The organism is Dolichospermum sp. FACHB-1091, assembly GCF_014697585.1.
In the GTDB taxonomy this organism is placed as follows: Bacteria; Cyanobacteriota; Cyanobacteriia; order Cyanobacteriales; family Nostocaceae; genus Dolichospermum.
Genome location: NZ_JACJSB010000048.1, coordinates 1 through 22,080, shown reverse-complemented (window position 1 = coordinate 22,080; position 22,080 = coordinate 1). Strand labels below are relative to the sequence as shown.

Genomic DNA, 22,080 nt, shown 5'->3' with positions numbered 1-22,080 from the left:
AACGGATTTAACTTCAACCAATCAATCATTGATTCTCAAGGTCGTGTAATTTCTACATGGGCTGACGTAATCAACCGCGCTAACTTAGGTATGGAAGTAATGCACGAGCGCAACGCTCACAACTTCCCTCTAGACTTGGCTGCTGCTGATGTTGCTCCTGTTGCTTTGAGCGCTCCTGCAATCAACGGTTAATAACTAGAGTCTAGTTAAATAAAAAAACGCTCTCCGCAAGGGGGGCGTTTTTATTATGAAAAATAAATTATTGTTAATCAGATTTTGAATTATAATCTTTGTGTTAGAAAAAGAAAATGAAGCAACTACAGTAAATAAAGATAATATATGACTCAAATAAAAGTTAAAAATTTCGGACCAATTAAATCAGGTTTCGCAGAAAATAATGGATTTATAGATATTCGCAAAATTACTGTTTTTATCGGTAATCAAGGAACGGGAAAAAGTAGTATTGCTAAGTTAATTTCAACATTTAGCTGGTTGGAAAAACAGTTATATCGTGAAAATTTAGAAATAAATGATGTTACAAGCAATAAAAGATTTTTTAATACGTGCTTTAAATATCAAAACTTAAAAAATTATTTTTTACCAGAAACAGAAATAGAATATCGTGGTAATGCCTATATTTTTCATTATGTCAATGGAAAATTATATGGTTTACGTAATAATAATAGTCAAAAGTATATTCTGCCAAAAATTATGTATGTACCAGCAGAGAGAAATTTTTTTAGTGTAGTTAAAGGTGCAGAAAAATTAAAAAGATTACCTCCATCATTATCTACTTTTTTTGAGGAATTAGAGCGTTCACAACAGGAATTATCAGAAAGTTTGACTTTACCAGTGGGTGATATAAAGTTGGAATTTGATAAAATTAATAGTAGTTTAAATATTCTAGGACAGGATTATAAATTAAATATTTCCGAATCTTCAAGCGGGTTTCAGTCTTTTATTCCTTTGTTTTTAGTTTCTAGAAATATTGCGTTATCTATTGGTCAAAATAAAGATTCTTCCCAAAATGAACTTAGTGGAGAAGAACAACAAAGATTAAAAATAGAAATTGAAAGAATTCTATCCAATGATAATCTTTCTGAGGAAGTTAAAAAAGCTGCTTTGGAATTGTTATCTTCTAAATACAAAAATGAATGTTTTATAAATATTGTTGAAGAAATAGAACAAAATCTGTTTCCCAAATCGCAAAAAGACGTTTTATATAAATTATTAGAATTTGCTAACCTTACAGAAGGTAATACACTAATTCTTACTACCCACAGTCCTTATATTATTAATTATCTGACATTAGCAATCAAAGGATATCAGGTTTTACAGAAAATTATAGATTTACCAAACAGCAATTTACTAAAAGAACAACTAGAAAATATTGTTCCTCAAGTATCTTGTGTATCTGATGAAGATTCAATTGTATATGAATTAACGGAGGGTGGAGAAATTATCAAACTTTGTACTTATGAAGGATTACCTACTGATGAAAATTATCTCAATTCTTTCTTAGCAGAGACTAATAACCTTTTTGATAATTTACTGGAAATTGAGGAACAAATATGAGTATAAATTTTTTTGATACTAATTGTCAAAGTCAGACAAATCAGCCTAAATTTGGACTTTGTGATGATCCTAACAAAGATAAAGATCCTGCTTATATTGACACTGTTGATTGTAGTAAATGGATTGCTATTGTTGAAAATAATCAAGAAATAGAGGTGATATTTACCGCTATTGATAATTGTATTGAAATTTTCAGATCAAATGGTGAAAGGGAAAATCGTTGTGAGGGTATGCTGACTTACAATAATCATATTATTTTTGTGGAATTAAAAACGAAAAAGTCTAAAAATAGCGATTGGTGTAGAGAGGGAGAGAACCAACTAAGAAAGACAATTAGTGTTTTTATTGCAAATCATGATTTAGCAATTTATAAATCTAAAAAAGCATATATCGCTAATAACAAAAAACCTAATTTCCAGTCTTCACAAAGTGAAAGAATGGCCAGATTTGAAGCTGAAACAGGTTTCAGATTAATTATTCAGAATGCTATAAAAGTTTCCTAAATAACGTTATAAACTAAATTTATGTATCAATACCAAGATTTTATCATTCGCAATTGGCAAGAAAAAGACCGCATTTTTGCAGCCACAGTTATTAGTTCTATATTATCAGAATATGGTTTACCTTGGCAACCGGAAGAGGCCGATAAAGATGTATTACAAATTGAAGCATATTATTTAGCCACTGGAGGGGAATTTTGGGTAATTGAACAGGAAAATAAAATTGTCGGGACTGCGGCCTATTATCCCATCAATCGCGGCGAAAAAGCGGTAGAAATTAGAAAAATGTATCTTTTACCAAAAGTACGTGGTTTAGGATTAGGAAAATATTTATTACAACAACTAGAAACCGTCATTTCTTCCCGTGGGTTTGAGCAAATTTGGATTGAAACTGCTAGTATTTTAACGGAAGCTGTTAAACTCTATGAAAGTAATGGTTATCTACCAACAACAGGAGTAGAAACTAGTAGATGTGATCTAGTTTATGTAAAATATCTATGATGAACATATTCCAAAATCTACTAAATCTTTTTCTCAAATCTGATTGTCCCCTGTGTCAACGTCCTACAAATAGCGAACTTTGTCTATACTGTACCAGACAAGTTCAAAGTTGTCATTGCCAAAATCCCGCTTATTTATGGAAACAACCATTACCAATATTTGTTTGGGGAAATTATGGTGGTGGTGTCAAAAGAGCGATCGCTGCATTAAAATATAAAAATCAGCCTCAAATTGGTTATCTTTTGGGACAATGGTTAGGAGAATCATGGTTATTAAATTCACCACAACCCCAACAACAGCTTTTAGTTGTTCCTATTCCTATGCACCCAAAAAAACAAAAACAAAGAGGTTTTAATCAAGCTGCATTAATAGCTGAAGGTTTTTGCAATGTAACAGGATACAAATTGAAAGTCAATGGTTTAGAACGCATTAAGGAAACTGAAGCACAATTTAATTTATCCGCAGTTCAAAGACAAGAAAACTTAGCAAATGCTTTTGTCATTGGTAAAGATTTGCGTCGTCCTCCCAATATACCAATATTATTAGTGGATGATATTTATACTACTGGTGCTACTGTCAAAGCTGCCGTGAAAACACTGGAAATACATCAAATTAAAGTTTTAGGTGTAGCTGCTGTGGCCACGACAAACAAAGAAAAAAACAAAGAAAAATAAAGCTATATTAGATTAGTTACCCTGTATTGCTGGGGAAAGTATTTTAATGTATGAAAATTAATTTATGAAAAAGAATTTTGTAGTTGGTTTTAGACAAATTTTAATTATTCCTATCACATTACTAATAATAGGGATTGGGAGTAAAACAGTTTCCGCACAAAATACACAAAATAAATTATATAGTCCCATTCCTTTAACTGATTTTACAGAAATTTCCGATACTTTATCCAACAAAGATATTCCCACAGGACAGGGAGGATTTGCTCGTGATTATGCGGTCAAATTAAATAAAGGTGATAATTTAGCAGTTGATTTATCATCGGAAAATTTCGATACCATTATTACACTATTAGCTCCTAATGGTACAACAGTTTTAGAAAATGATGATGGTCCTGAGGGTACGAGTAACTCTGTGTTATTTACCCGCATTACAGAAACGGGGACTTATATTGTCCGGGTTCGTTCTTTTGGGGAAACTGGGGTAGGGAAGTTTAAACTGAAAGTGACAAAACTGCAACCTGTGAAGTAGACCTGGTTTAGATGTGGGGTTTGAGTCGTTGACAGTAGTTTAAAAAGCATTTATAATAACTTCATTACAACCTACTCAGGATGACTATATATAGATTATCTGAATGAAAAGGGGCAAAAAATGAATTTTTATGATGCTTTTATTTCCTATGGCCGTCCTGATAGTAAAGCCTTTGCTATAAATCTTAATGAAAAATTGACAGCAGCGGGTTTAAATGTCTGGTTTGATCAAGACGATATTCCCCCAGCAGTGGATTATCAAAAACAAATTGATGATGGCATAGAAAAAGCCCATAATTTCTTATTTATTATTGCTCCTCACTCAGTTAATTCTCCCTATTGTCTCAAGGAGATTGAACTGGCTATTAAACTAAATAAACGAATTATTCCTTTACTTCACGTTGAGCAAATTAGCAAGGAAATATGGCAACAAAGAAACCCGAATAAAACTGAAGAAGACTGGCAAGAATACCAACAAAAAGGGCTGCATTCTATTTATCCGAATATGCACCCAATAATTAGTAAAATTAATTGGATTCGGTTTGCAGATAATCTTGATGATTTTTCTAACTATTTTAACGGTTTATTGACTGCAATTAATAAACATCAAGATTATGTAGAACAACATACCAATTTTTTAGTGCAAGCTTTAGAATGGTCGAGAAATCAGCAACAAACCAATTATTTTTTGGTTGGGGAAGAAAGAGGAAAAGCCGAAAAGTGGTTAAAACAGAGATTTACTGAAGAACAACAGCCTTGTCTACCTACAGATTTACATTGTGAATTTATTTGTGAAAGTATAAAAAATTCTCAGAATTTACTAAGTCAAGTTTTTCTAGCAGCCGCAGATAAAGACGAGGTAATTAAGGAGAAAATTAGAAAAACATTAATGCGTGAAAGTATTACTGTTTGGACAAACAAGACTGATATTAAAACCGGAACTGGATTTGAAAAGGCAATTAATCAAGGAATTGAAGGAGCAGATAATTTTGTTTATTTGATTTCTTTGGATTCGTTAAATTCGGAATATTGTCAACAAGAATTAAATCAGGCTTTAGCCAACAATAAACGGATTATTCCTTTATTGGTTGCAGAACCTGATTTTAAATTAATTCCGCTAGAGTTAAAGAAATTACAGTTTATTGATTTTACTCAATCAGAAAACGAAGCAAAATATCGTTTCAGTACAGATAAATTATTACAAGAATTAAAAAAAGAATCTTCCTATTATGAAAAACATAAAATCCTGTTAGTCAAAGCCCGGAAATGGCAAAAACAAAATCAAAACCCTAGTCTTTTATTGCGGGGTTATAATATCCAACATTTTGAAGCTTGGTTAAAGGTAGCAAAACAGCGAGAAGATTATCCTCCCTTACCTTTACAAGAGGAGTTTATTACTGCGAGTCTCAATCAATCAGAAGCATCTTCTTTAGAAGTTTTTATCTCCTATTCTCGTACTGATTCAGATTTAGCGCGGAAAATCAATGACGCTTTACAAGAATTAGGAAAAACGACTTGGTTTGACCAAGAAAGTATTGCCACAGGGACTGATTTTCAGCAGGAAATAAATCGAGGAATTGCCAGTTCCGATAACTTTTTATTTATTATTTCACCTAAATCGGTAAATTCTCCCTATTGTGCTGGTGAGGTGGAATATGCCCAAAAATTGGGTAAACGCTTTGTTACCATCCTACATCGCCCTCTATCAGCCGATGATCTAAAAAAACTCCCTGCGGCTTTAGCAAGTGTGCAATGGTTAGATTTTAGTAATCATGGAGGAGAATTTTTTGCCAATTTTAATGAATTGATAAGGACGTTGGATACAGATAGAGAACATATTAGAAGTCATACAAAATGGTCACAACGGGCGTTGGAATGGGATAAAGAAAATAACAGTGCAGATTTTTTGTTACGAGGAATTGAATTTGCAGTTGCTGAAGAATGGTTAAAGACAGCAGAAACAGAGAATAAAAATCCGCCTCCCACAGATTTACACAGGGAGTTGATTAATAAAAGTCGAGAAGCGATTGAAAAAATTCAGCAAGATAGAGAAGCACAAAATCAAAAGGAAAAACGGCAGATATTGATATTGAGGTCGCTGTTTGTGGGTGCAAGTATGGCTTTAGTAGCGGCAATAGTAGGGGGTGCTTTTGCTGTTTCTCAATCTAATGAAGCTAAAAAACAATTAAAGCAAGCACAATATAACCAAGCCGAATCTCTTGGTCGATATTCCCAGTCTCTATTTAATGAACATAAAGAATTGGAGGCTTTTGTCACAGCACTTCTAGCAGGAAAAATCATGCATGGCCAACACAAAACTAATGTAGAGGGTTTGAATGCCTTTCATACAGTTCTTTTTGTGGGAAGAGAACGCAACCGCTTAGAAGGGCATCAGGGTTGGGTCAATAGTGTGAGTTTCAGCCCAGATGGAAAAACCATTGCTACTGCTTCTGTTGACAAAACAGCACGGTTGTGGAACTTGAAGGGTGAACTGCTGCATGAATTTAAAGGGCATCAGGGTGAAGTCACTAGTGTGAGTTTCAGCCCGGATGGAAAAACCATTGCTACTGCTTCTTGGGACAAAACAGCGCGGTTGTGGAACTTGAAGGGTGAACTGCTGCATGAATTTAAAGGGCATCAGGGTTGGGTCAATAGTGTGAGTTTCAGCCCAGACGGAAAAACCATTGCTACTGCTTCTGTTGACAAAACAGCGCGGTTATGGAATCTACAGGGGCAACTGCTGCAAGAATTTAAGGGGCATCAAGGTTCTGTCTTTAGTATGAGTTTCAGCCCGGATGGAAAAAACATTGCTACTGCTTCTGTTGACAAAACAGCGCGGTTGTGGAACTTGAAGGGTGAACTGCTGCAAGAATTTAAAGGGCATCAGGGTTGGGTCAATAGTGTGAGTTTCAGCCCAGACGGAAAAACCATTGTTACTGCTTCAGGGGACAAAATAGCGCGGTTATGGAATCTACAGGGGCAACTGCTGCATGAATTTAAAGGGCATCAGGGTTCTGTATTCAGTGTGAGTTTCAGCCCGGACGAAAAAACCATTGCTACTGCTTCTGTTGACAAAACAGCGCGGTTATGGAATCTACAGGGGCAACTGCTGCATGAATTTAAAGGGCATCAGGGTTCTGTATCCAGTGTGAGTTTCAGCCCGGACGGAAAAACCATTGCTACTGCTTCAAGAGAGGGAAGAGCGCGGTTGTGGAACTTGAAGGGTGAACTGCTGCAAGAATTTAAGGGGCATCAGAGTTGGGTCAATAGTGTGAGTTTCAGCCCAGATGGAAAAACTATTGCTACTGCTTCGGAGGACAAAACAGCGCGGTTGTGGAACTTGAAGGGTGAACTGCTGCAAGAATTTAAGAGGCATCAAGGTTCTGTCTTTAGTATGAGTTTCAGCCCAGACGGAAAAAACATTGCTACTGCTTCTTGGGACAAAATAGCGCGGTTGTGGAATCTACGGGGGAAACTGTTGCATGAATTTAAGGGGCATCAGGGTTATGTCTCTAGTGTGAGTTTCAGCCCAGACGGAAAAACTATTGCTACTGCTTCAGAGGACAAAACAGCGCGTTTATGGAATTTAAAGGGGGAATTACTGCAAGAATTCAAGGGGCATCGGGGTTCTGTCTCTAGTGTGAGTTTCAGCCCAGACGGAAAAACCATTGCTACTGCTTCTTGGGACAAAACAACACGGTTGTGGAATTTAAAGGGGGAATTACTACAAGAATTTAAGGGGCATCAGAGTACTGTCTATAGTGTGAGTTTCAGCCCGGATGGAAAAAACATTGCTACTGCTTCAGATGACAATACAGCGCGGTTGTGGAACTTGCAGGGGGAACTGCTGCATGAATTGAAGGGGCATCAGGAAGCTGTCAATAGTGTGAGTTTCAGCCCGGACGGCAAAACCATTGCTACGGCATCATGGGACAAAACAGCGCGGTTGTGGCCTTTGCAGCTAGATATTTTACTTGTGAGTGGTTGTGATTGGGTACGCGATTATTTAGAGAATAATCCTAACGTCAGCAAAAGTGACAAGGATTTGTGCGATCGCATTGGTACTCAAAAGTAAAGAAGTAAAGTAAAGTAGTGGTTTTTGTAATTCAATTTATGAAAAAGCCTTTCAGTTTTTCCTTCCCAAGCGGACAAACAGCAGACGCGGTTCAAGTTGATGACTTTGTAAATTTGCCCACTGCCCTCCATGACCTCGGCTTTCAAGGTTCCCGTCCTTTGCTAGTATTAGTAGGTGGTGCAAGTAAGGTGAGTGAAGCTGACCTAGCCCGTCTGAGCCTGTTGTTTGTAGAAGTTATCGCCCCCCTAGTGGAAGAATTGAATGCCGATGTTGTTGACGGCGGTACTAATGCTGGTGTAATGAAAATGATGGGTCAGGCTCGTAGGGATATTAATGGGACATTTTCTTTAATTGGTGTCGCAGCAGTGGGGACAGTAACATTACCTAATGCAGTCCCCACATCTTCCAATACAGAAGCCTTAGAACCTCACCATACTCATTTTGTCTTAGTTCCTGGTTTTAATTGGGGTGATGAGTCGCCTTGGCAGGCCAGAGTAGCAAGTTTACTTGCCAAGGAAGCACCATCAGTAACATTACTAATCAATGGGGGGGAGATTGCTTTAGTAGATGTGATGGAAAATTTAAAAGTTGGTCGGACAATAGTTGTAATTGCTGGTAGCGGTCGGCTGGCAGATGAAATTGCTTTTGCCAGAAACCATCCAGAGTTTGAAGCACGGGAAAAGGTCGCAGAGGTGGCAGGGCAAAGTAATCTGTTATTATTTGATCTATCACAACCAATGTCAGAATTAGCGAAGCTATTGAGACAGCAATTAACAAAGTGATTAAGACATTAATGAAGATACATATCCGAGAATTAAATATGCGTTTTCTAGGACCCTTGTAGAGACGTTCCATGGAACGTTTCTACTTTCTAGGAGATGTCTAATAATTAAACCTTCTACACTTCCGGCTTTTTTTCTTCTTTTTGCTTTTTAGTTTCTTGGGTGACTTTGGTGAGATAAACTTCTACATCACTCTGAATGATATTTTCCACATTCGCGGCAAAATTTTTAAAAGCCTCCTCATGAGTTTTGTAACTGGCATAGGAACCGCTGAGTTCCATCAATTCCCAACCTTCTCCTTTGAGAATTTCCGTTGTCCGCCGATAGTGTCGCCAACGTTCTCCATAATGAAAAAATTCCTCAACGGAGGAACTGATAGCTACCATTCCCGATAAGGCAATTGTAAAACCTTTTAGATATGAATCTAGGGCTTTATTATTAATATTTAAACTTATTAATATGGGAACAATTACACCTCCAATAATTGTTGTTAATCGCAGTTGATAATAGCGTTGACGGGCATCATTAGCCCGTCCTTCCATCCACAAAATCTGGTCTAACCAGCGAGACTTTAGATAATGCTTTTGTCTATCATTAAGTTCCAGAGTCTCAAATAAATTAATAAACTCTTGTTTTAATAATTGGGAATAAGAATCTTTTTTTGCCACAACTCACCCCTTAAATAGTAGTAATTATACACAAAAACAAAGCCTCAGTCCACTCCACCACGGCCCCATAAGTATCTCCCGTATGTCCACCTAACTTATAATTAAACCAAGCTGGGGTAACAACAGAAATCACACTCCCAGATAAAACCATCCCCACAGCTAAAACTAAATTATGGGGATTGATTACCCAAACAACACCACTTAAACCAATTAACAAAAACCAACTGGGAAATAAATCAAAATAAGAACGAATGGCTTGTTTATGAAACGCACCCTTACCACTAGGCTTCAGATAAGGATATTGACAAATAGCTATTTGTTGTCCCCAACGTCCCCACCCACAAGCAGCCATGAAGACTAAATAATGGTTTTCAGCTATATCTGTTAAAGCAGTTATTTTCAAGATAATAATGATTATAGCGGACATTGCCCCAAATGCACCGGTGGCACTATCCATCATGACCTGTAACCGTCGTTGAGGATCACCCACTGCTAAACCATCCGCTGTATCCATTGCTCCATCTAAATGTAATCCTCCGGTAATTGCTATCCACGCACCCACTACCAAAGCATTACGGGTTAGCATGGGAATACCCAAATAATTCATACCTACATCTAACCCACCTAAAATACCACCAATCATTAACCCAATTACTGGCGCGAAACAAGCAACCTTTTGGAAGTCCAAATTTTGCACATTAGGTAGGGGAATAGCGGTATAGAAAATGATAGCCGCAACTAAATTTAAGAATTGCTGTTGCCACCAGCGTAGTATCTTAGCCAAAACACTTGAATTATTGATGAGTATTAAGTTTTATAAATGTTCTGATCATCAATTACTCCCAGACAGATAATTTATCACAGATGACCAGACGTGGCTTCTCAATTTGATTTTATTGGCAAAAACCCCACAAACTGCATCAAAGTAAGTGAACGGAAAAAAACCGACATAAGTAACGAAAAGTAAAGTTCCCTGTTCCCTGTTCCCTTGTCATAACGACAATTTTTAATGCCAACTTACTAAGTAGTCCAGAAAATGTTAAGTTGGTGGATAAATTTAGCGAAACCATATTTTTGTCTTGAGTGCCAATTTTTCCTTTGAATGTCTCGCTACCTGTAGCCAGACCAAAGCCAGAGCCGGAATATTTTCTACTCCCCACGGACCAGTAGAAACGCCCAGGTTTATGCCTGTGGGAACATTAGCTAATGTCAAAACTATCACCCCTGCCCAATTGGCAGCAACGGGAGCGCAAATGGTTTTGGCTAATACCTATCATTTACATCTCCAACCGGGAGAGGCCATTGTTGCTGGTGGTGGTGGGTTACATAAGTTTATGGGTTGGCCAGGTCCCATGCTCACGGACTCCGGTGGATTTCAGGTTTTTAGTTTGAGCGAGATGCGGAAAATTACAGAAGAAGGTGTAACTTTTCGCTCACCTCATGATGGGCAAATGATTAAATTAACCCCAGAACGCTCTATTGAAATTCAGAATATTCTGGGGGCGGATGTGATCATGGCTTTTGATGAATGTCCTCCCTATCCGGCTACTCGTCAGGAAGTGGAAGCCGCTACTGACCGTACCTATCGCTGGCTAAAACGCTCTATATCAGCCCATAAACGCCAGGATCAGGCATTGTTTCCCATTGTCCAAGGGGGAGTATATTTAGATTTACGCGCCCGTGCTGCGGCGGAATTGGCGCAGTTGGATATGCCTGGATATGCCATTGGTGGTGTCAGTGTGGGTGAACCTACGGATTTAATGGCGCAAATTGTCCAAACTACAGCCCCGTTGTTACCTGTGAATAAACCCCGTTATTTGATGGGTGTGGGAACTTATCGAGAAATGGCAATTGCGATCGCTTCTGGGGTAGATTTATTTGATTGTGTGATTCCTACTAGATGGGCTAGACATGGAACAGCTATTGTTGACGGTGAACGTTGGAATCTGAAAAACGCTAAGTTTCGTGAAGATTTTACCCCACTGGATGCAAATTGCCCTTGTTACACTTGTGAAAATTTCAGTCGTGCTTATATATCTCATTTAGTGCGATCGCAGGAAATATTAGCTTATACTTTGTTGACTATTCATAACATCACCGAATTGATTCGCTTTACTCAAAAGATTCGAGCTTCAATATTAAGCGATCGCTTTGTGACTGATTTTGGTCACTGGTGGGAAAATAATGCCCAATTTAGATGTTGGTAGGGTCGAAGGGCGGGTATTAATTATCTCGCGCCCCTCTCTGTTAAATCTGGGCGTGCAACCTTCACGCGGTGGCTTCGGATGTTCATAGATAGTCCACATTTTACATCGAGCGATTTTCTTTTGGAGGCGCTGGGCGATTGCTAATATAAAAACGTTGTTATGAAACAATTTTTCGGGCTTGTTCGCTAATTCGGATTAAAGCCCCTCGTAAAATGGGCAAAACATCTCTGCTTGATAGAATCATCGCTCACTCAAAGTAGATACCAGACAATAGGGTTGAGTTAAGAAGAATCGTAGCACTACCCTGATGCCCCAAAGCTTATCCTAAGTATCAATATGGTGTTGGACAGGAAACTACTGCGTCGTCAACCTGAATCCATGAATCTTTTCCATTGCCCCAAAGACCAACGTAGAAAAGAACTTTACTATTTGAACCGGAGTTGAAATTGAAGGTGTAACGGTTGTAGTTTCTGTTTTGAGGATTGGGAGAACCAGCACCTACCAACTTAACCTCATTGATTACACTGCCTACACTACCATCGCTGTTGAGGCGGCGTACTGACATATAGCCATCAGTTAGAGTATCGGATGTTCTTAACCATGCAGCCACTGTACATTCACTGTTTGGTTGAACGTTAGCCCAGTTGTTGACAGCATTCCATCCTGATGTGTTACGCACCCATCCGTTACCCTTTCCTCTGTGTTCAAGACCTTTACCGTAATCAAGTCCAGCACCACCAGCAAACCACCAACCTTCACTTGGGCTTTCAAAGTAGAACTGGGACTGACTAATTCCTGCAAGTGCCATTGTTGGGATAGTAACCGCTCCCAGTAGTCCAAGTAGTACCTTCAATGTTGTAGATAATTTCATTTAATTTGCCTGTAACTCTATTGATATTGATGATGTGATATTAACCCACATTCTGCAGGTGTCACTCGGATTATTGATATTTTTGAAAAATTCGGCGTTGCTGAATTGGTGCATGATTTTGGGGGGTAGAGACGAGAATCCCTACATGAGGAACGTCTCTACAAGGATCTTAAATGTATGCAGTATCATTTTCATCCCTAAAATCAGCAACTCCTAATCCCAATGTTAAGACCATTGTCACTGCCGATCAAGGTGGTAGGTGGTGTAATCAGAATTTGGAGTATTGACTGAAGAGAACTAAAAGCCTTTAGAGCGAGTCCGCTTTAGTCACAGGAAAAATGCTGATTTTAAGGACTTTCCTATCCAAAAACCTGGCACTTTTTGAAACTAAATAGGACTTACGCACTAGTCACGGAATAACGAACCACTCCTGGCGCAAAAGTGCATTACCAACAAGTCTTACATGGTTAAAGATTGGGGATTGGTTTCAATTAACTTCGCTAGGTCTTGCAAGAATCCAGCGGCATCAGCACCGTAAATAATGCGATGATCACAGGTAATAGTAACTTGCATTTGTTGACGCACAGCAAACAACCCGTCCGCTGTGGCTACTACTTGGGGACGTGATGCACCAATGGCTAAAATAGAACCTTGTCCGGGGGGTAAAATGGCATCAAAGGTATCTACACCAAACATTCCTAAGTTAGAAAGGGTGAAAGTACCGCTGTTGTATTCTGCTGGTTGTAGCTGTTTTGTTCTCGCGCGTTCTACTAAAGACTTCCAATTGCGAGATAAAGAATAGATATCAATTGCATCTGCATTCTGTAAAACCGGTGTAATTAATCCGCCGTCATCCATGGCCACTGCTACGGAAATATTAATGTCAGAGTGATTAACAACGCCTTGGTCTGAATAACTGGCATTAAGAATGGGGTGTTTTTGTAATGTTACGGCTACAGCTTTGGCTAGTAGTGCCGTCATTGTCACACCTTTGGATTTAATTTGTTTGTAAAGTTTATCTAATCCATCTGTGCTGATTGTGTAACTAACACGGAATACAGGTGCAGATAGACTGGCTACCATGCCCCGAATGACAGCATTTTGCAAGGTAGTGAATGGTACTACTTGACCAGGAACAGAACTAGTAACCACTTGTGTGGGTACAGGTGTGACTACTGGGGCTGGGGCAGTTACAGGGGCAGTTACAGGGGCGGGGGTGACAACGGAAGTGGTAACTGGGGGAACTTTACCCACAGCAACCTCTATATCTTCAGCGACAATGCGACCGTAAGGACCACTACCTTTAAGGGTATTTAAATCAACTTTCAGTTCTTTGGCTAGTTTACGGGCGCGGGGTGAAACTACTACGCGACCTGGTTGATGGTTGGAACCATTTTGAGATGTAGTGACAGGGGCGACAAGTGCAGGAGCGGCTACAGGTACGGGGGAGGGCGCAGAGGATGCAGCAGTGCCGCCTGGGTTAGCTAGGGACTTGGCTGTAGGTATTTCTGCTTCTGTTTCGGCAATATAGGCGATCGCTGCGCCTACTGGGGCGGTTTCACCAGCGGCAACGATGATATGGGCGAGATATCCTTCATAAAAGGTTTCTACATCCATATCGGCCTTATCTGACTCGACAACCACCACCGTTTCGCCTTTTTCCACTTTATCCCCCGGCGATTTGACCCAGGAGACGATTTTTCCTTCGGTCATTGTGGAACTCAGCGCCGGCATAAATACTTCGTTAATGCTCATAATGGTGGTTTCAGAATCAATAAATAATATATGGACTTGAATTTATGGATTTTAACAGTTTTGTGATCAAGTTGGTGATTTTTTGCCAAAGAGAACAATCTGTTGTCATATTCAGGAATTTGGAAATGCAGTATCTACGCGATAGTTCTTCCTCGTCGTTCCCATGATAACAATTTTAAAATCAATTGTCAACCCCCTTAATACTCTTTTTTGCTTTTGTCAATCTTTTTGTCTAGTTTTTTAACTTAGGGAAATTACCCTGCCAATAGGACAATAAAGCCTGCCAAACAGCCTCCAATTCAGCCTCACTACCATTAGCTTTAGCTAAGGAGAGTTGCCCCCAGACACAGCGTTTGTCACGGATAGCCTGTTTACCGTTGAAGAGATTCAACCATTGAGAGGGATTGAGGTAAGGACGATAAAAATAGGCAATGAATTGACTCACTGTCGCCGTACTTTTTCCCATGGAATTAATGCAGGCTGTCAAATAGTGGTTTTCTCCAGAGGAGAACTGTAAATGATGGCCTTTAGGGTTAATCTTTTCCAGAGGCTTTATTAGCTCAAGTAAATCTGGCGAAAAAGTAAACTCCTCATAGTAGGATTGGATATTACCTAAACTAGAGGGGATGTAGTAAAAATTGACAGTTAAATCCTGTCCGGCTTTTCGGTAATGATAAATTTGTCCTGATAAGATATCCTTGCTGTGATCAGCTTCCATAAATGTGGTTTGTTGCGGGAGATTATTCTGTTTTCGGGGCATAGAACGAGGTTCACTAGCGGTTAATTGCCAACCGGGGAGAGGAATTTGCTGGGGAAAACGATAGAAAGCAATTTCACCCAACTTCGCGCTGTAATAAAACCAAAAATTAAATAAAATGATGATCAAACTAATACCTATGATTACATTTGAATAGGATACTGTCCGGGATTTGCCAGAGGTGACTTTTGATGGTGATAATGGAATTTGATTCTTGGGTGATAGTAACAAAATTATGATTCCAAAGGATAGGAACGACAGTACAATAAAGATATCAGCACCTTCAGATCCATGCCAATAATCAAATGTGGGTTTATCTGTTACCACTAGTGCCATAATTACTAATCTACCAATGGAAAAAACCCCACTAATAAAGACGGAAAGGATAAAAGGCAAATAAATATTTTTCAGTAAAGACGGAAAAAGAAAGACTAGTGCGATGGAAAATTTTAATAGCATGAGCAGGAGTGATATCCCAGTACATCGATCGTATACATCAATCGCGCCACCATTAACATAAACTATAGTACCCTGATTCACGGAATCAAATCCCAAGTACCATAAAACAAAAGAGGTTATTTTAGCAGAGATAAGTTTAACAGAAACCGAACGAAATAATAATTGGATAAAGATCAAAGTTAAGGGAAGTATGGCAATAATTGCTAATTCTTTCCGGAATTGTTTAATTCCTTGAAATCCTGATGCTAATAAAGCTAAACCAGTAGCACTAATAAAGGTAATAAAGTACCATGAGATATAGATTGCTTGAACTAAAAAACCCGCTTTGACGTAGGCAATAATAATTAGGCAAAAACCAATGAAATTAGCAGGAAACTTGCTGACAAAAGCAATGTGATTGCGTCTTTCGTAAATATTAAATATAATACCTGTATATAGCAATATTAGGAATGACCAGTTTTGAAAATCCTTGTCAAATAGCGAGTAAAGTGTTAGGTTAATTGCAGAAATCAACCCAAAGACGAATAAGAGTGGGAAAGGATGGTTGATAAAATTGTTGAATAAAGAGGAAAAAAAGAAATTAATACTTTTTCTGATATTATTCATTTACCTTAATGTTCCTTTTCAAGAATAGGTTAGTTATAGGTCTTGATCTTGTAAAAACGGTGATACCTGCTCGAATTGCTTAAAAAAAATCTCCTACTTTCTTAAGAAGTAGAAGATTTTTAGTATCATGTTTAGATGTCTCCGCGAATTTCTTCCACAATGCCGTCACGAAGGACAACTTCAACCTGCATTTTACTAATTAAGTTATCACCTAGTTCAATGCGGAAAAAGCTTTCCAATTGAAATTGGTTGACTTCTTCATCTAATTCCAACAATTGTACTTGCTGGAGGTTTTGCAGCATTTGATTTTTCTGTTCTAGAAGTTCACTTTTCTTTTGATTAACTTGGAGTTGAACGTTGTCAATTTGTTGGAGTGTCTGAGGTCCTGGTGGTTGAAGACTCTGTTTTTGAATAGCGGTAATTGCTCTTTGCCCTTCAATATCTAATTGTTGCAGTTGTTGGTCAATTTGATTAATTTGAACTTGTAATTGCTGGTGTACTTCCTCTTTCCAGAGAGGGGTAACTATCGCTTTAACATTAATCGGGCGTTTTAAAAGCAATTGAGGGTTGGAAACATCCATAAAAATTGTCCGTTCACTCTTCAATAGTTTGTAGTATGGAGATGAGTTCAGTTAGGAGACTGATACTATGTTTTCAGGAGTTGAAAAAATAATTTTCTTCTGTTTCCTGTTTCTCCAATGGTTTCTGAAATCTGAAAGTTGGGAAAAACAATTTGCGATTTAGGGAATTATTTGGCAAACATTCCGTTAATAATATCCCAATATCGTTCCATCACAATGTGACGACGAATTTTTAAGGTTTGTGTCATCATGCCATTTTCAATTGAAAACTGTTCCGAAATTAGTTTAAATGGTCCAATACGATCATCGGCTCGATAACCGGGACGGTTTTGAACTTCACGATTTAATTCTTGACGAAACAGATCCTGAACTATTCTACTCTCTAAGTCAATTTTTTCACTATTATTTATCTGATTTTGAGTTTCTGCCCATTTTGCTAAGGCTTCTGAGTTAGGGACAATTAAGGCACCAATACTTTTTTGATCTTGTCCTACTAACATAATTTGGTCAATATAGGGCGATCGCAAACAAGCGTCCTCTATGGGCTGAGGTTCGATATTTTCGCCGTTGCTTAAAACAATGGTGTCTTTTGCCCTCCCTGTTAATACTAGGTCATTTTGGGGCGTTACCCAGCCTAAATCACCGCTATCAAACCATCCTTGGGGGTCTATGGCTTTATTGGTGGCTTGAGGATTTTGATAGTAGCCTTGCATGATTTGTGGTCCTTTGAGAAGGACTAAACCCCGTTCCCCTGCTGGTAGGGGTTGACGAGTTTCTGGGTTGACAATTTTCACTTTTGTACCGGCAATTGGTTGTCCCGAAGAACCACGTAAATTCCGCCAAGGACGACGAGCATTAGTTACTGGTGATGTTTCTGTTAACCCATAACCCTGTAATATTTCAACACCAACAATTTCAAAGAAGTTATCTATATGTTTGGGAAGCGCTCCACCCCCACTAATAACGTGCTTGATTTTACCTCCTGTCGCTTCCCGTACTTTGTGATAAACTAATTTTTCCCCCAGTATATGAATCGGTAATAATGCCAATTCGACTATTTTGGCTTGAAAACGCTCTATAATTGCAGCATTAATGTGATTTAAACTCAATCCCTGGGAAATACGCCGTGATTCAATATATTTATGGCTGATTTCTAGTAAAAACTTCACCAATTTTTGTTTTTTGGCTGGTTGTTCTCGGAATTGCTTTTGCACGCCTTCATAAATTGATTCCCATAATCTTGGCACAGCAATCATATAATTAGGTTTAAATTTCTTTAAATCTCCTTTGACGGAACGCAAATTAGTGTAAATTTGGCTACAACCTTGAGAAAGCAAGAAGTATTCACCGCTGCGTTCATAACTATGCCATGTGGGCAAAATACTGAGGACTGTATCCCCTTTTTGCGGTTGCACAATCGTTCCCAATGTTGTAACTTGATGTAGTAAATTTCTATGGGAGAGCATTACACCTTTGGGTTTTCCCGTAGTACCGGAAGTGTAAATTAATGTTGCTAAGGTTTCTGCACTATACTTATTTGTGACTAGTTTATGATTCTTACCAATTTCTAGTAATTGGGTAAAGTTGACTACTGGGAATTTTAGTTCTGCGGGTGGTGTTTCGTCAGAAAGTATAACTACCAGTTTAATCGCTAATTCGTTCAGGCGTTCCCCTAATTTATTTAAAGTTTTGAGATCTTCAACTACTAAAGATGTACTGCCACTATGGGAAATAATGTAAAGTAACTCTTCTCGTTCTGCTTGAGAGCTACGAACTGCATTTACAGCCCCCGCAGTCATGATACCTTGGTCCGCAATAAACCAACGCGGACTATTATCCGCAATCAAGGAAACTCGTTCTCCGTAGGGAAGATTTTCGCTATTATTTGTATTTACGCCTAATGCTTGTAAACCGGCTGCAAATTGGTTAATTTGTTCTGTCAGTTGACTATAGGTAATTTTTACTTCTGGTTGAGAATGGGGGTTATACAAGGCGATAATATCACCAAATCGCTTGGCAGCCAAAGGCCAAATTTCCGGTAATAACTCTACATTTGTGTAATCTACTAAACTCTGTAATGCAAGACGTTCTCGTTGAGAAATGTTAGTTAAGAAAGAAGTTGTAGGTTGATTATTTGTCATAAATGCTATTGTTAAATGCGATTAATCATGGTAGTTCAGATTCAGTTTACATATTAATTGATAAAAGTTTCTGTTGGTTTCTATCTACAAAATTATATGCTAAACTGATTTTATATAGACTAAATACTATGGTTAAGTCTTCGTGCATTGCCTGATGTTGCCATATATTTTAGTATTTTTAACTAAAACGTTCTGATGTCGTTTCGCCTGGGGGTGATTCCCTATAGATGTGATGGATGTATTATTGCTGACAATCATTAACGCTGGGGCTTGTTTAATTTTGCCTAAGCTATTATCTATGGTTTCGGTTCGTAAACCTAAACAGTCTCAACTATTGTCCGTCGCCTCCACTTGTAAACCCGCCAAAGAAATAACTAGTTTCCCTTATTGTACAACCTATACCTTAACAGGTAGTCAGTTCTGTAAATTCAAGCCGCGTTTTTGTTCTCAGTGTTCTCTTAGCTAAAGGGAATATTGGTGAGTAGTAGCAGTCCTTGTGTTATTTGTGAATATCTTGCTTTTTCTCTGCGCTGTTCATAATTTTAGATCAAAACATAAACTTTCACAAATTATACAGGATTGCTATTCATAAGCAACAAGGGAATGGGGAACTTGCGGGTAAAAAGTATTTAATTTACTTATGTAATATAAAAGATATTTAAAAACTAGAACTTGCTCAAAGCTAGTGTTTGTAAGGCAAAATAAAGATGTAGTGATCAAAGATAGTTATAAGGGAAGGTTATCTATGACTTTAATTCAAGGTATATTACTCACGCTACTTAATGCTGCTATTTGCTTAGTTTTACCTAAGCTGTTATCTATAGCTTTATCTACAAAAAACAGCGGATAAACTAAAAGTTAATATCATCTTGAGTAGATTTATGTTTTTCTCTTCGCCACTTCGCCCTAACTAAACGAATTTCATCAAAGCTGTAGCTTGCTCCCAAATTTTCCCGAAGGGGTGTGAGAGAAATATCACCAACAACTTCTAAAATTTGCCAGATTTTTTTCTGACGTTCTAAAGGTACTAATTGACTGATATCTAAAGATTGTTTTTTCTCAATTAAATTGGAGAGATGATTGATAATTGTACCAGGTTTAACATTGCGTTTTTGGGCGATTTCTTCAATACTAAAACCCTGATTATATAACTCTAATGTTGTTAACTCTGTATCTGAGGGTGAGTGAGAATAGGAGGAGGAATTAACTCGATTAATGGTATTTTGTTGTAAACCTTGTTCTTGACGATAGGCCTGAATTTCTGCTAAGAATTTTTCGCCATATTGAGATAGTTTATAACTAACAACGCCGGAAATTTTACCAAATTCATCTAATGTTATGGGTTGAATTTGTGCCATTAATTTGAGGGTAGAATCTTGAAAGATCATGTAGGGTGGGATAGATTGTTCGTCTGCGAGTTGTTTACGAAGCGATCGCAATTTTTGAGTTAAAATTTCCACATCTACAGGTTTATTATTTCCATCTTCCCAGGTCATTTTTTGCGCTATGGGAACAGCAATAGAAACTGGTCGTTTTTTTCGCATCACTTCCCAACTTAAAGCATTGAGTTTTAAAATTGAATAACCGTCGCTAGTTTGTTCTAATAAACCTTGATGTAATAGTGATCTTCCTAGCATTCTCCATTCGTCTAATGTTCTATCTTTACCAATTCCATAGGTAGAAAGTTGATCATGTTTATTAACGACAATTTTCTGATTTTTCGCACCTCTTAATACATCAATGATATGTAACATTCCAAATCTTTCCTTACATCTAGCTACACAAGATAGAAATTTCATGGCTTCAATTGTCCAATCTTGTACAGGTTTAGGATAACGACAATTATCACAATTACCACAATTTCCCGGAAATCTTTCCCCAAAATAACTTAATTGAATTGTGCGTCTACAGTCTGTCCCTTCTGCATAATCTATAACTTGTCTTAATTGCTGTTTAGCTATTAATTGTTCTTGAGGATCGGTTTTTTGATTAATACTCCATTCTATGGTTTTAATATCACCATAATTAAAAAATAATGTACATTTAGAAGGTTCATTATCTCTACCAGCGCGGCCGGATTCTTGATAGTAACTTTCTAAATTTCGAGGTAAATCAGAATGAATCACAAACCGGACATCAGGTTTATTAATACCCATTCCAAATGCAATTGTCGCTACCATGATCCGCACATCATCCCGAATAAATCGAGTTTGATTTTTCGTTCTTTCTTCATCCGTTAAACCTGCATGATAAGGTAAAACTGAAACTTGATCATTTTGTAATTTTAAAGTTAGTTCATCAACTTTTTTGCGAGTTAAACAATAAATAATCCCTGAACCTTGATTTTCTCTAACTATTTCTAAGATTTCAGAATAGGGATTTTTACTTTTATTTCTAACTTCATAATAAAGATTTTGACGGTTAAAACTGGCAATATGAATACTTGGTTGTTTTAATCCTAATTGTTCAATAATATCGGCTTTAACCCTATCTGTAGCGGTAGCAGTTAGTGCAACCGTCGGTACATCTGGATAACGTTTTCTCAGTAGTCTTAATTGCCGATATTCTGGGCGAAAATCATGCCCCCATTCTGACACACAATGGGCTTCATCTATGGCAAAGGTGGAAATTCCTACTTTTTCCTTAACTACGTCTAAAAGAGGCAAAAATCGGTCGCTAATCAAACGTTCAGGAGCGACATAAAGTAATTTTATTTTACCATTCATGATCGCTTCCTCGCGGGAACGAACTTTATAGGCATTCAGGCTACTATTGAGAAATGTGGCAGAAATGTTATTAGTTCGCAGTGCTTCTACTTGATCTTGCATTAAAGCTATTAATGGTGACACTACCACTGTTAAACCGGGTTTTAAAAGTGCCGGTAATTGAAAGCACAGAGATTTACCCCCACCTGTGGGCATAATTACCATTAAATCACGATTTTGTAGAGCATCTTCGATAATTTGCCTTTGTCCAGGACGAAATTGATCGTAACCAAAATGATGTTTTAAGGCTTGTTCTAAGTGGGGGTACTGAAGCATAGTAGATGGTTGTCGTGTTTCTGAGTTGTGATGAAGATATGAGGATTGTAACAATTTCGCCGTTGTCTGTGAGAATAATTAGAGGAGGTTTTGCATTCGAGCTATCAACAATGAGTTATATGTGAGCGATTGCATTGGGTCAATAAAGGAATAAAATCCCCTCCAGGAAGAAAAAGAGGAGGGCTAATTAACAGTAACTCAAAAGCTAACAATTAATAACAATTAACTACTTATGCTTCCTATGCAAAGTCACACCTCTATGGTAACAATATTGGAATTTTGTTGTAAAATATCTTCATGCTACTAGGATTCAAGACAGAACTCAAGGTAAACAAGCAACAAAAACTACTACTGGCACA

General features: G+C 37.9%; 16 protein-coding genes and 2 pseudogenes. 10 read left to right on the top strand and 8 right to left on the bottom strand.

Features of this window, described 5'->3' with window-relative positions:
* From H6G25_RS20285 to H6G25_RS20250, 8 genes and pseudogenes are all read left to right on the top strand, one after another.
* Positions 1-192: pseudogene (locus tag H6G25_RS20285) on the top strand (photosystem II q(b) protein); the annotation flags it as partial.
* A 147-nt stretch (positions 193-339) separates the two neighbouring features.
* Positions 340-1,575 carry an ATP-binding protein gene (locus H6G25_RS20280; protein ID WP_190394044.1) on the top strand — a complete coding sequence of 412 codons (1,236 nt, stop codon included), beginning with the start codon at positions 340-342 and terminating at the stop codon, positions 1,573-1,575.
* Positions 1,572-2,078 carry a hypothetical protein gene (locus H6G25_RS20275; protein WP_190394043.1) on the top strand — a complete coding sequence of 169 codons (507 nt, stop codon included), beginning with the start codon at positions 1,572-1,574 and terminating at the stop codon, positions 2,076-2,078. The genes H6G25_RS20280 and H6G25_RS20275 overlap by 4 nt, the downstream gene beginning before the upstream one ends.
* A 21-nt stretch (positions 2,079-2,099) precedes the next feature.
* Positions 2,100-2,576, top strand: coding sequence for a GNAT family N-acetyltransferase (locus tag H6G25_RS20270; protein ID WP_190394042.1), 477 nt, complete (start codon positions 2,100-2,102; stop codon positions 2,574-2,576).
* Positions 2,573-3,250 carry a ComF family protein gene (locus tag H6G25_RS20265; protein ID WP_190394041.1) on the top strand — a complete coding sequence of 226 codons (678 nt, stop codon included), beginning with the start codon at positions 2,573-2,575 and terminating at the stop codon, positions 3,248-3,250. Before H6G25_RS20270 ends, H6G25_RS20265 begins: the two co-directional genes overlap by 4 nt.
* Before the next feature lie 64 nt (positions 3,251-3,314).
* Complete coding sequence (locus H6G25_RS20260; RefSeq protein ID WP_137906821.1) at positions 3,315-3,779, top strand: PPC domain-containing protein; 465 nt, start codon at positions 3,315-3,317, stop codon at positions 3,777-3,779.
* Positions 3,780-3,899: 120 nt separating this feature from the next.
* Complete coding sequence (locus tag H6G25_RS20255) at positions 3,900-7,853, top strand: TIR domain-containing protein (RefSeq protein WP_190394040.1); 3,954 nt, start codon at positions 3,900-3,902, stop codon at positions 7,851-7,853.
* A 38-nt stretch (positions 7,854-7,891) separates the two neighbouring features.
* Positions 7,892-8,635 (top strand): hypothetical protein, encoded by a 744-nt coding sequence (locus tag H6G25_RS20250; protein ID WP_190394039.1) that lies wholly within the window; start codon positions 7,892-7,894, stop codon positions 8,633-8,635.
* Positions 8,636-8,751: 116 nt separating this feature from the next.
* Here the strand turns inward: H6G25_RS20250 and H6G25_RS20245 are convergent, their stop codons facing one another.
* Together H6G25_RS20245 and cobS are read right to left on the bottom strand one after the other, a co-directional pair.
* On the bottom strand, positions 8,752-9,303 hold the full coding sequence (locus H6G25_RS20245; protein ID WP_137906824.1) for a DUF4231 domain-containing protein: 552 nt from the start codon (positions 9,301-9,303) through the stop codon (positions 8,752-8,754).
* 10 nt (positions 9,304-9,313) lie between these two features.
* Positions 9,314-10,087: an adenosylcobinamide-GDP ribazoletransferase gene (gene cobS, locus H6G25_RS20240; protein WP_190394038.1), complete on the bottom strand. Its 774-nt coding sequence runs from the start codon at positions 10,085-10,087 to the stop codon at positions 9,314-9,316.
* Positions 10,088-10,382: 295 nt separating this feature from the next.
* Here cobS and tgt point away from each other — a divergent pair, with 295 nt between their 5' ends.
* Both tgt and H6G25_RS20230 read left to right on the top strand, forming a co-directional pair.
* Positions 10,383-11,510, top strand: coding sequence for a tRNA guanosine(34) transglycosylase Tgt (gene tgt / locus H6G25_RS20235; protein WP_190394037.1), 1,128 nt, complete (start codon positions 10,383-10,385; stop codon positions 11,508-11,510).
* A 143-nt stretch (positions 11,511-11,653) separates the two neighbouring features.
* Positions 11,654-11,764 (top strand): annotated as a pseudogene (locus tag H6G25_RS20230) (AAA-like domain-containing protein); the annotation flags it as partial.
* 77 nt (positions 11,765-11,841) lie between these two features.
* On the opposite strand, the gene H6G25_RS20225 reads toward H6G25_RS20230, so the two are convergent.
* The 6 genes from H6G25_RS20225 to recQ all read right to left on the bottom strand — a co-directional run bounded on the left by H6G25_RS20225 (position 11,842) and on the right by recQ (position 21,721).
* Entirely contained in the window at positions 11,842-12,363 is a 522-nt protein-coding gene (locus tag H6G25_RS20225) for a hypothetical protein (protein WP_190394036.1), read from the bottom strand.
* 477 nt (positions 12,364-12,840) lie between these two features.
* Positions 12,841-14,136 (bottom strand): dihydrolipoamide acetyltransferase family protein, encoded by a 1,296-nt coding sequence (locus H6G25_RS20220; protein WP_190394035.1) that lies wholly within the window; start codon positions 14,134-14,136, stop codon positions 12,841-12,843.
* Between the two features lie 232 nt (positions 14,137-14,368).
* Positions 14,369-15,958, bottom strand: a complete 1,590-nt coding sequence (locus H6G25_RS20215; RefSeq protein WP_277881762.1) for an archaeosortase/exosortase family protein — start codon at positions 15,956-15,958, stop codon at positions 14,369-14,371.
* A gap of 131 nt (positions 15,959-16,089) precedes the next feature.
* On the bottom strand, positions 16,090-16,539 hold the full coding sequence (locus H6G25_RS20210) for a YlqD family protein (protein WP_190394033.1): 450 nt from the start codon (positions 16,537-16,539) through the stop codon (positions 16,090-16,092).
* Between the two features lie 167 nt (positions 16,540-16,706).
* Entirely contained in the window at positions 16,707-18,680 is a 1,974-nt protein-coding gene (locus tag H6G25_RS20205) for a long-chain fatty acid--CoA ligase (RefSeq protein ID WP_190394032.1), read from the bottom strand.
* 851 nt (positions 18,681-19,531) lie between these two features.
* Positions 19,532-21,721: a DNA helicase RecQ gene (gene recQ, locus H6G25_RS20200; protein WP_190394031.1), complete on the bottom strand. Its 2,190-nt coding sequence runs from the start codon at positions 21,719-21,721 to the stop codon at positions 19,532-19,534.
* Between the last annotated feature and the right edge of the window lie 359 nt (positions 21,722-22,080).

Excerpts from the sequence above, each read along its gene's own strand:
- H6G25_RS20280 (WP_190394044.1), top strand. The coding sequence starts at position 340 with ATGACTCAAATAAAAGTTAAAAATTTCGGACCAATTAAATCAGGTTTC.
- H6G25_RS20265 (WP_190394041.1), top strand. The coding sequence starts at position 2,573 with ATGATGAACATATTCCAAAATCTACTAAATCTTTTTCTCAAATCTGAT.
- H6G25_RS20210 (WP_190394033.1), bottom strand. The coding sequence starts at position 16,539 with ATGGATGTTTCCAACCCTCAATTGCTTTTAAAACGCCCGATTAATGTT.
- H6G25_RS20260 (WP_137906821.1), top strand. The coding sequence starts at position 3,315 with ATGAAAAAGAATTTTGTAGTTGGTTTTAGACAAATTTTAATTATTCCT.
- H6G25_RS20220 (WP_190394035.1), bottom strand. The coding sequence starts at position 14,136 with ATGAGCATTAACGAAGTATTTATGCCGGCGCTGAGTTCCACAATGACC.
- H6G25_RS20275 (WP_190394043.1), top strand. The coding sequence starts at position 1,572 with ATGAGTATAAATTTTTTTGATACTAATTGTCAAAGTCAGACAAATCAG.
- recQ (WP_190394031.1), bottom strand. The coding sequence starts at position 21,721 with ATGCTTCAGTACCCCCACTTAGAACAAGCCTTAAAACATCATTTTGGT.
- H6G25_RS20215 (WP_277881762.1), bottom strand. The coding sequence starts at position 15,958 with ATGAATAATATCAGAAAAAGTATTAATTTCTTTTTTTCCTCTTTATTC.
- H6G25_RS20205 (WP_190394032.1), bottom strand. The coding sequence starts at position 18,680 with ATGACAAATAATCAACCTACAACTTCTTTCTTAACTAACATTTCTCAA.
- H6G25_RS20270 (WP_190394042.1), top strand. The coding sequence starts at position 2,100 with ATGTATCAATACCAAGATTTTATCATTCGCAATTGGCAAGAAAAAGAC.
- H6G25_RS20255 (WP_190394040.1), top strand. The coding sequence starts at position 3,900 with ATGAATTTTTATGATGCTTTTATTTCCTATGGCCGTCCTGATAGTAAA.
- H6G25_RS20250 (WP_190394039.1), top strand. The coding sequence starts at position 7,892 with ATGAAAAAGCCTTTCAGTTTTTCCTTCCCAAGCGGACAAACAGCAGAC.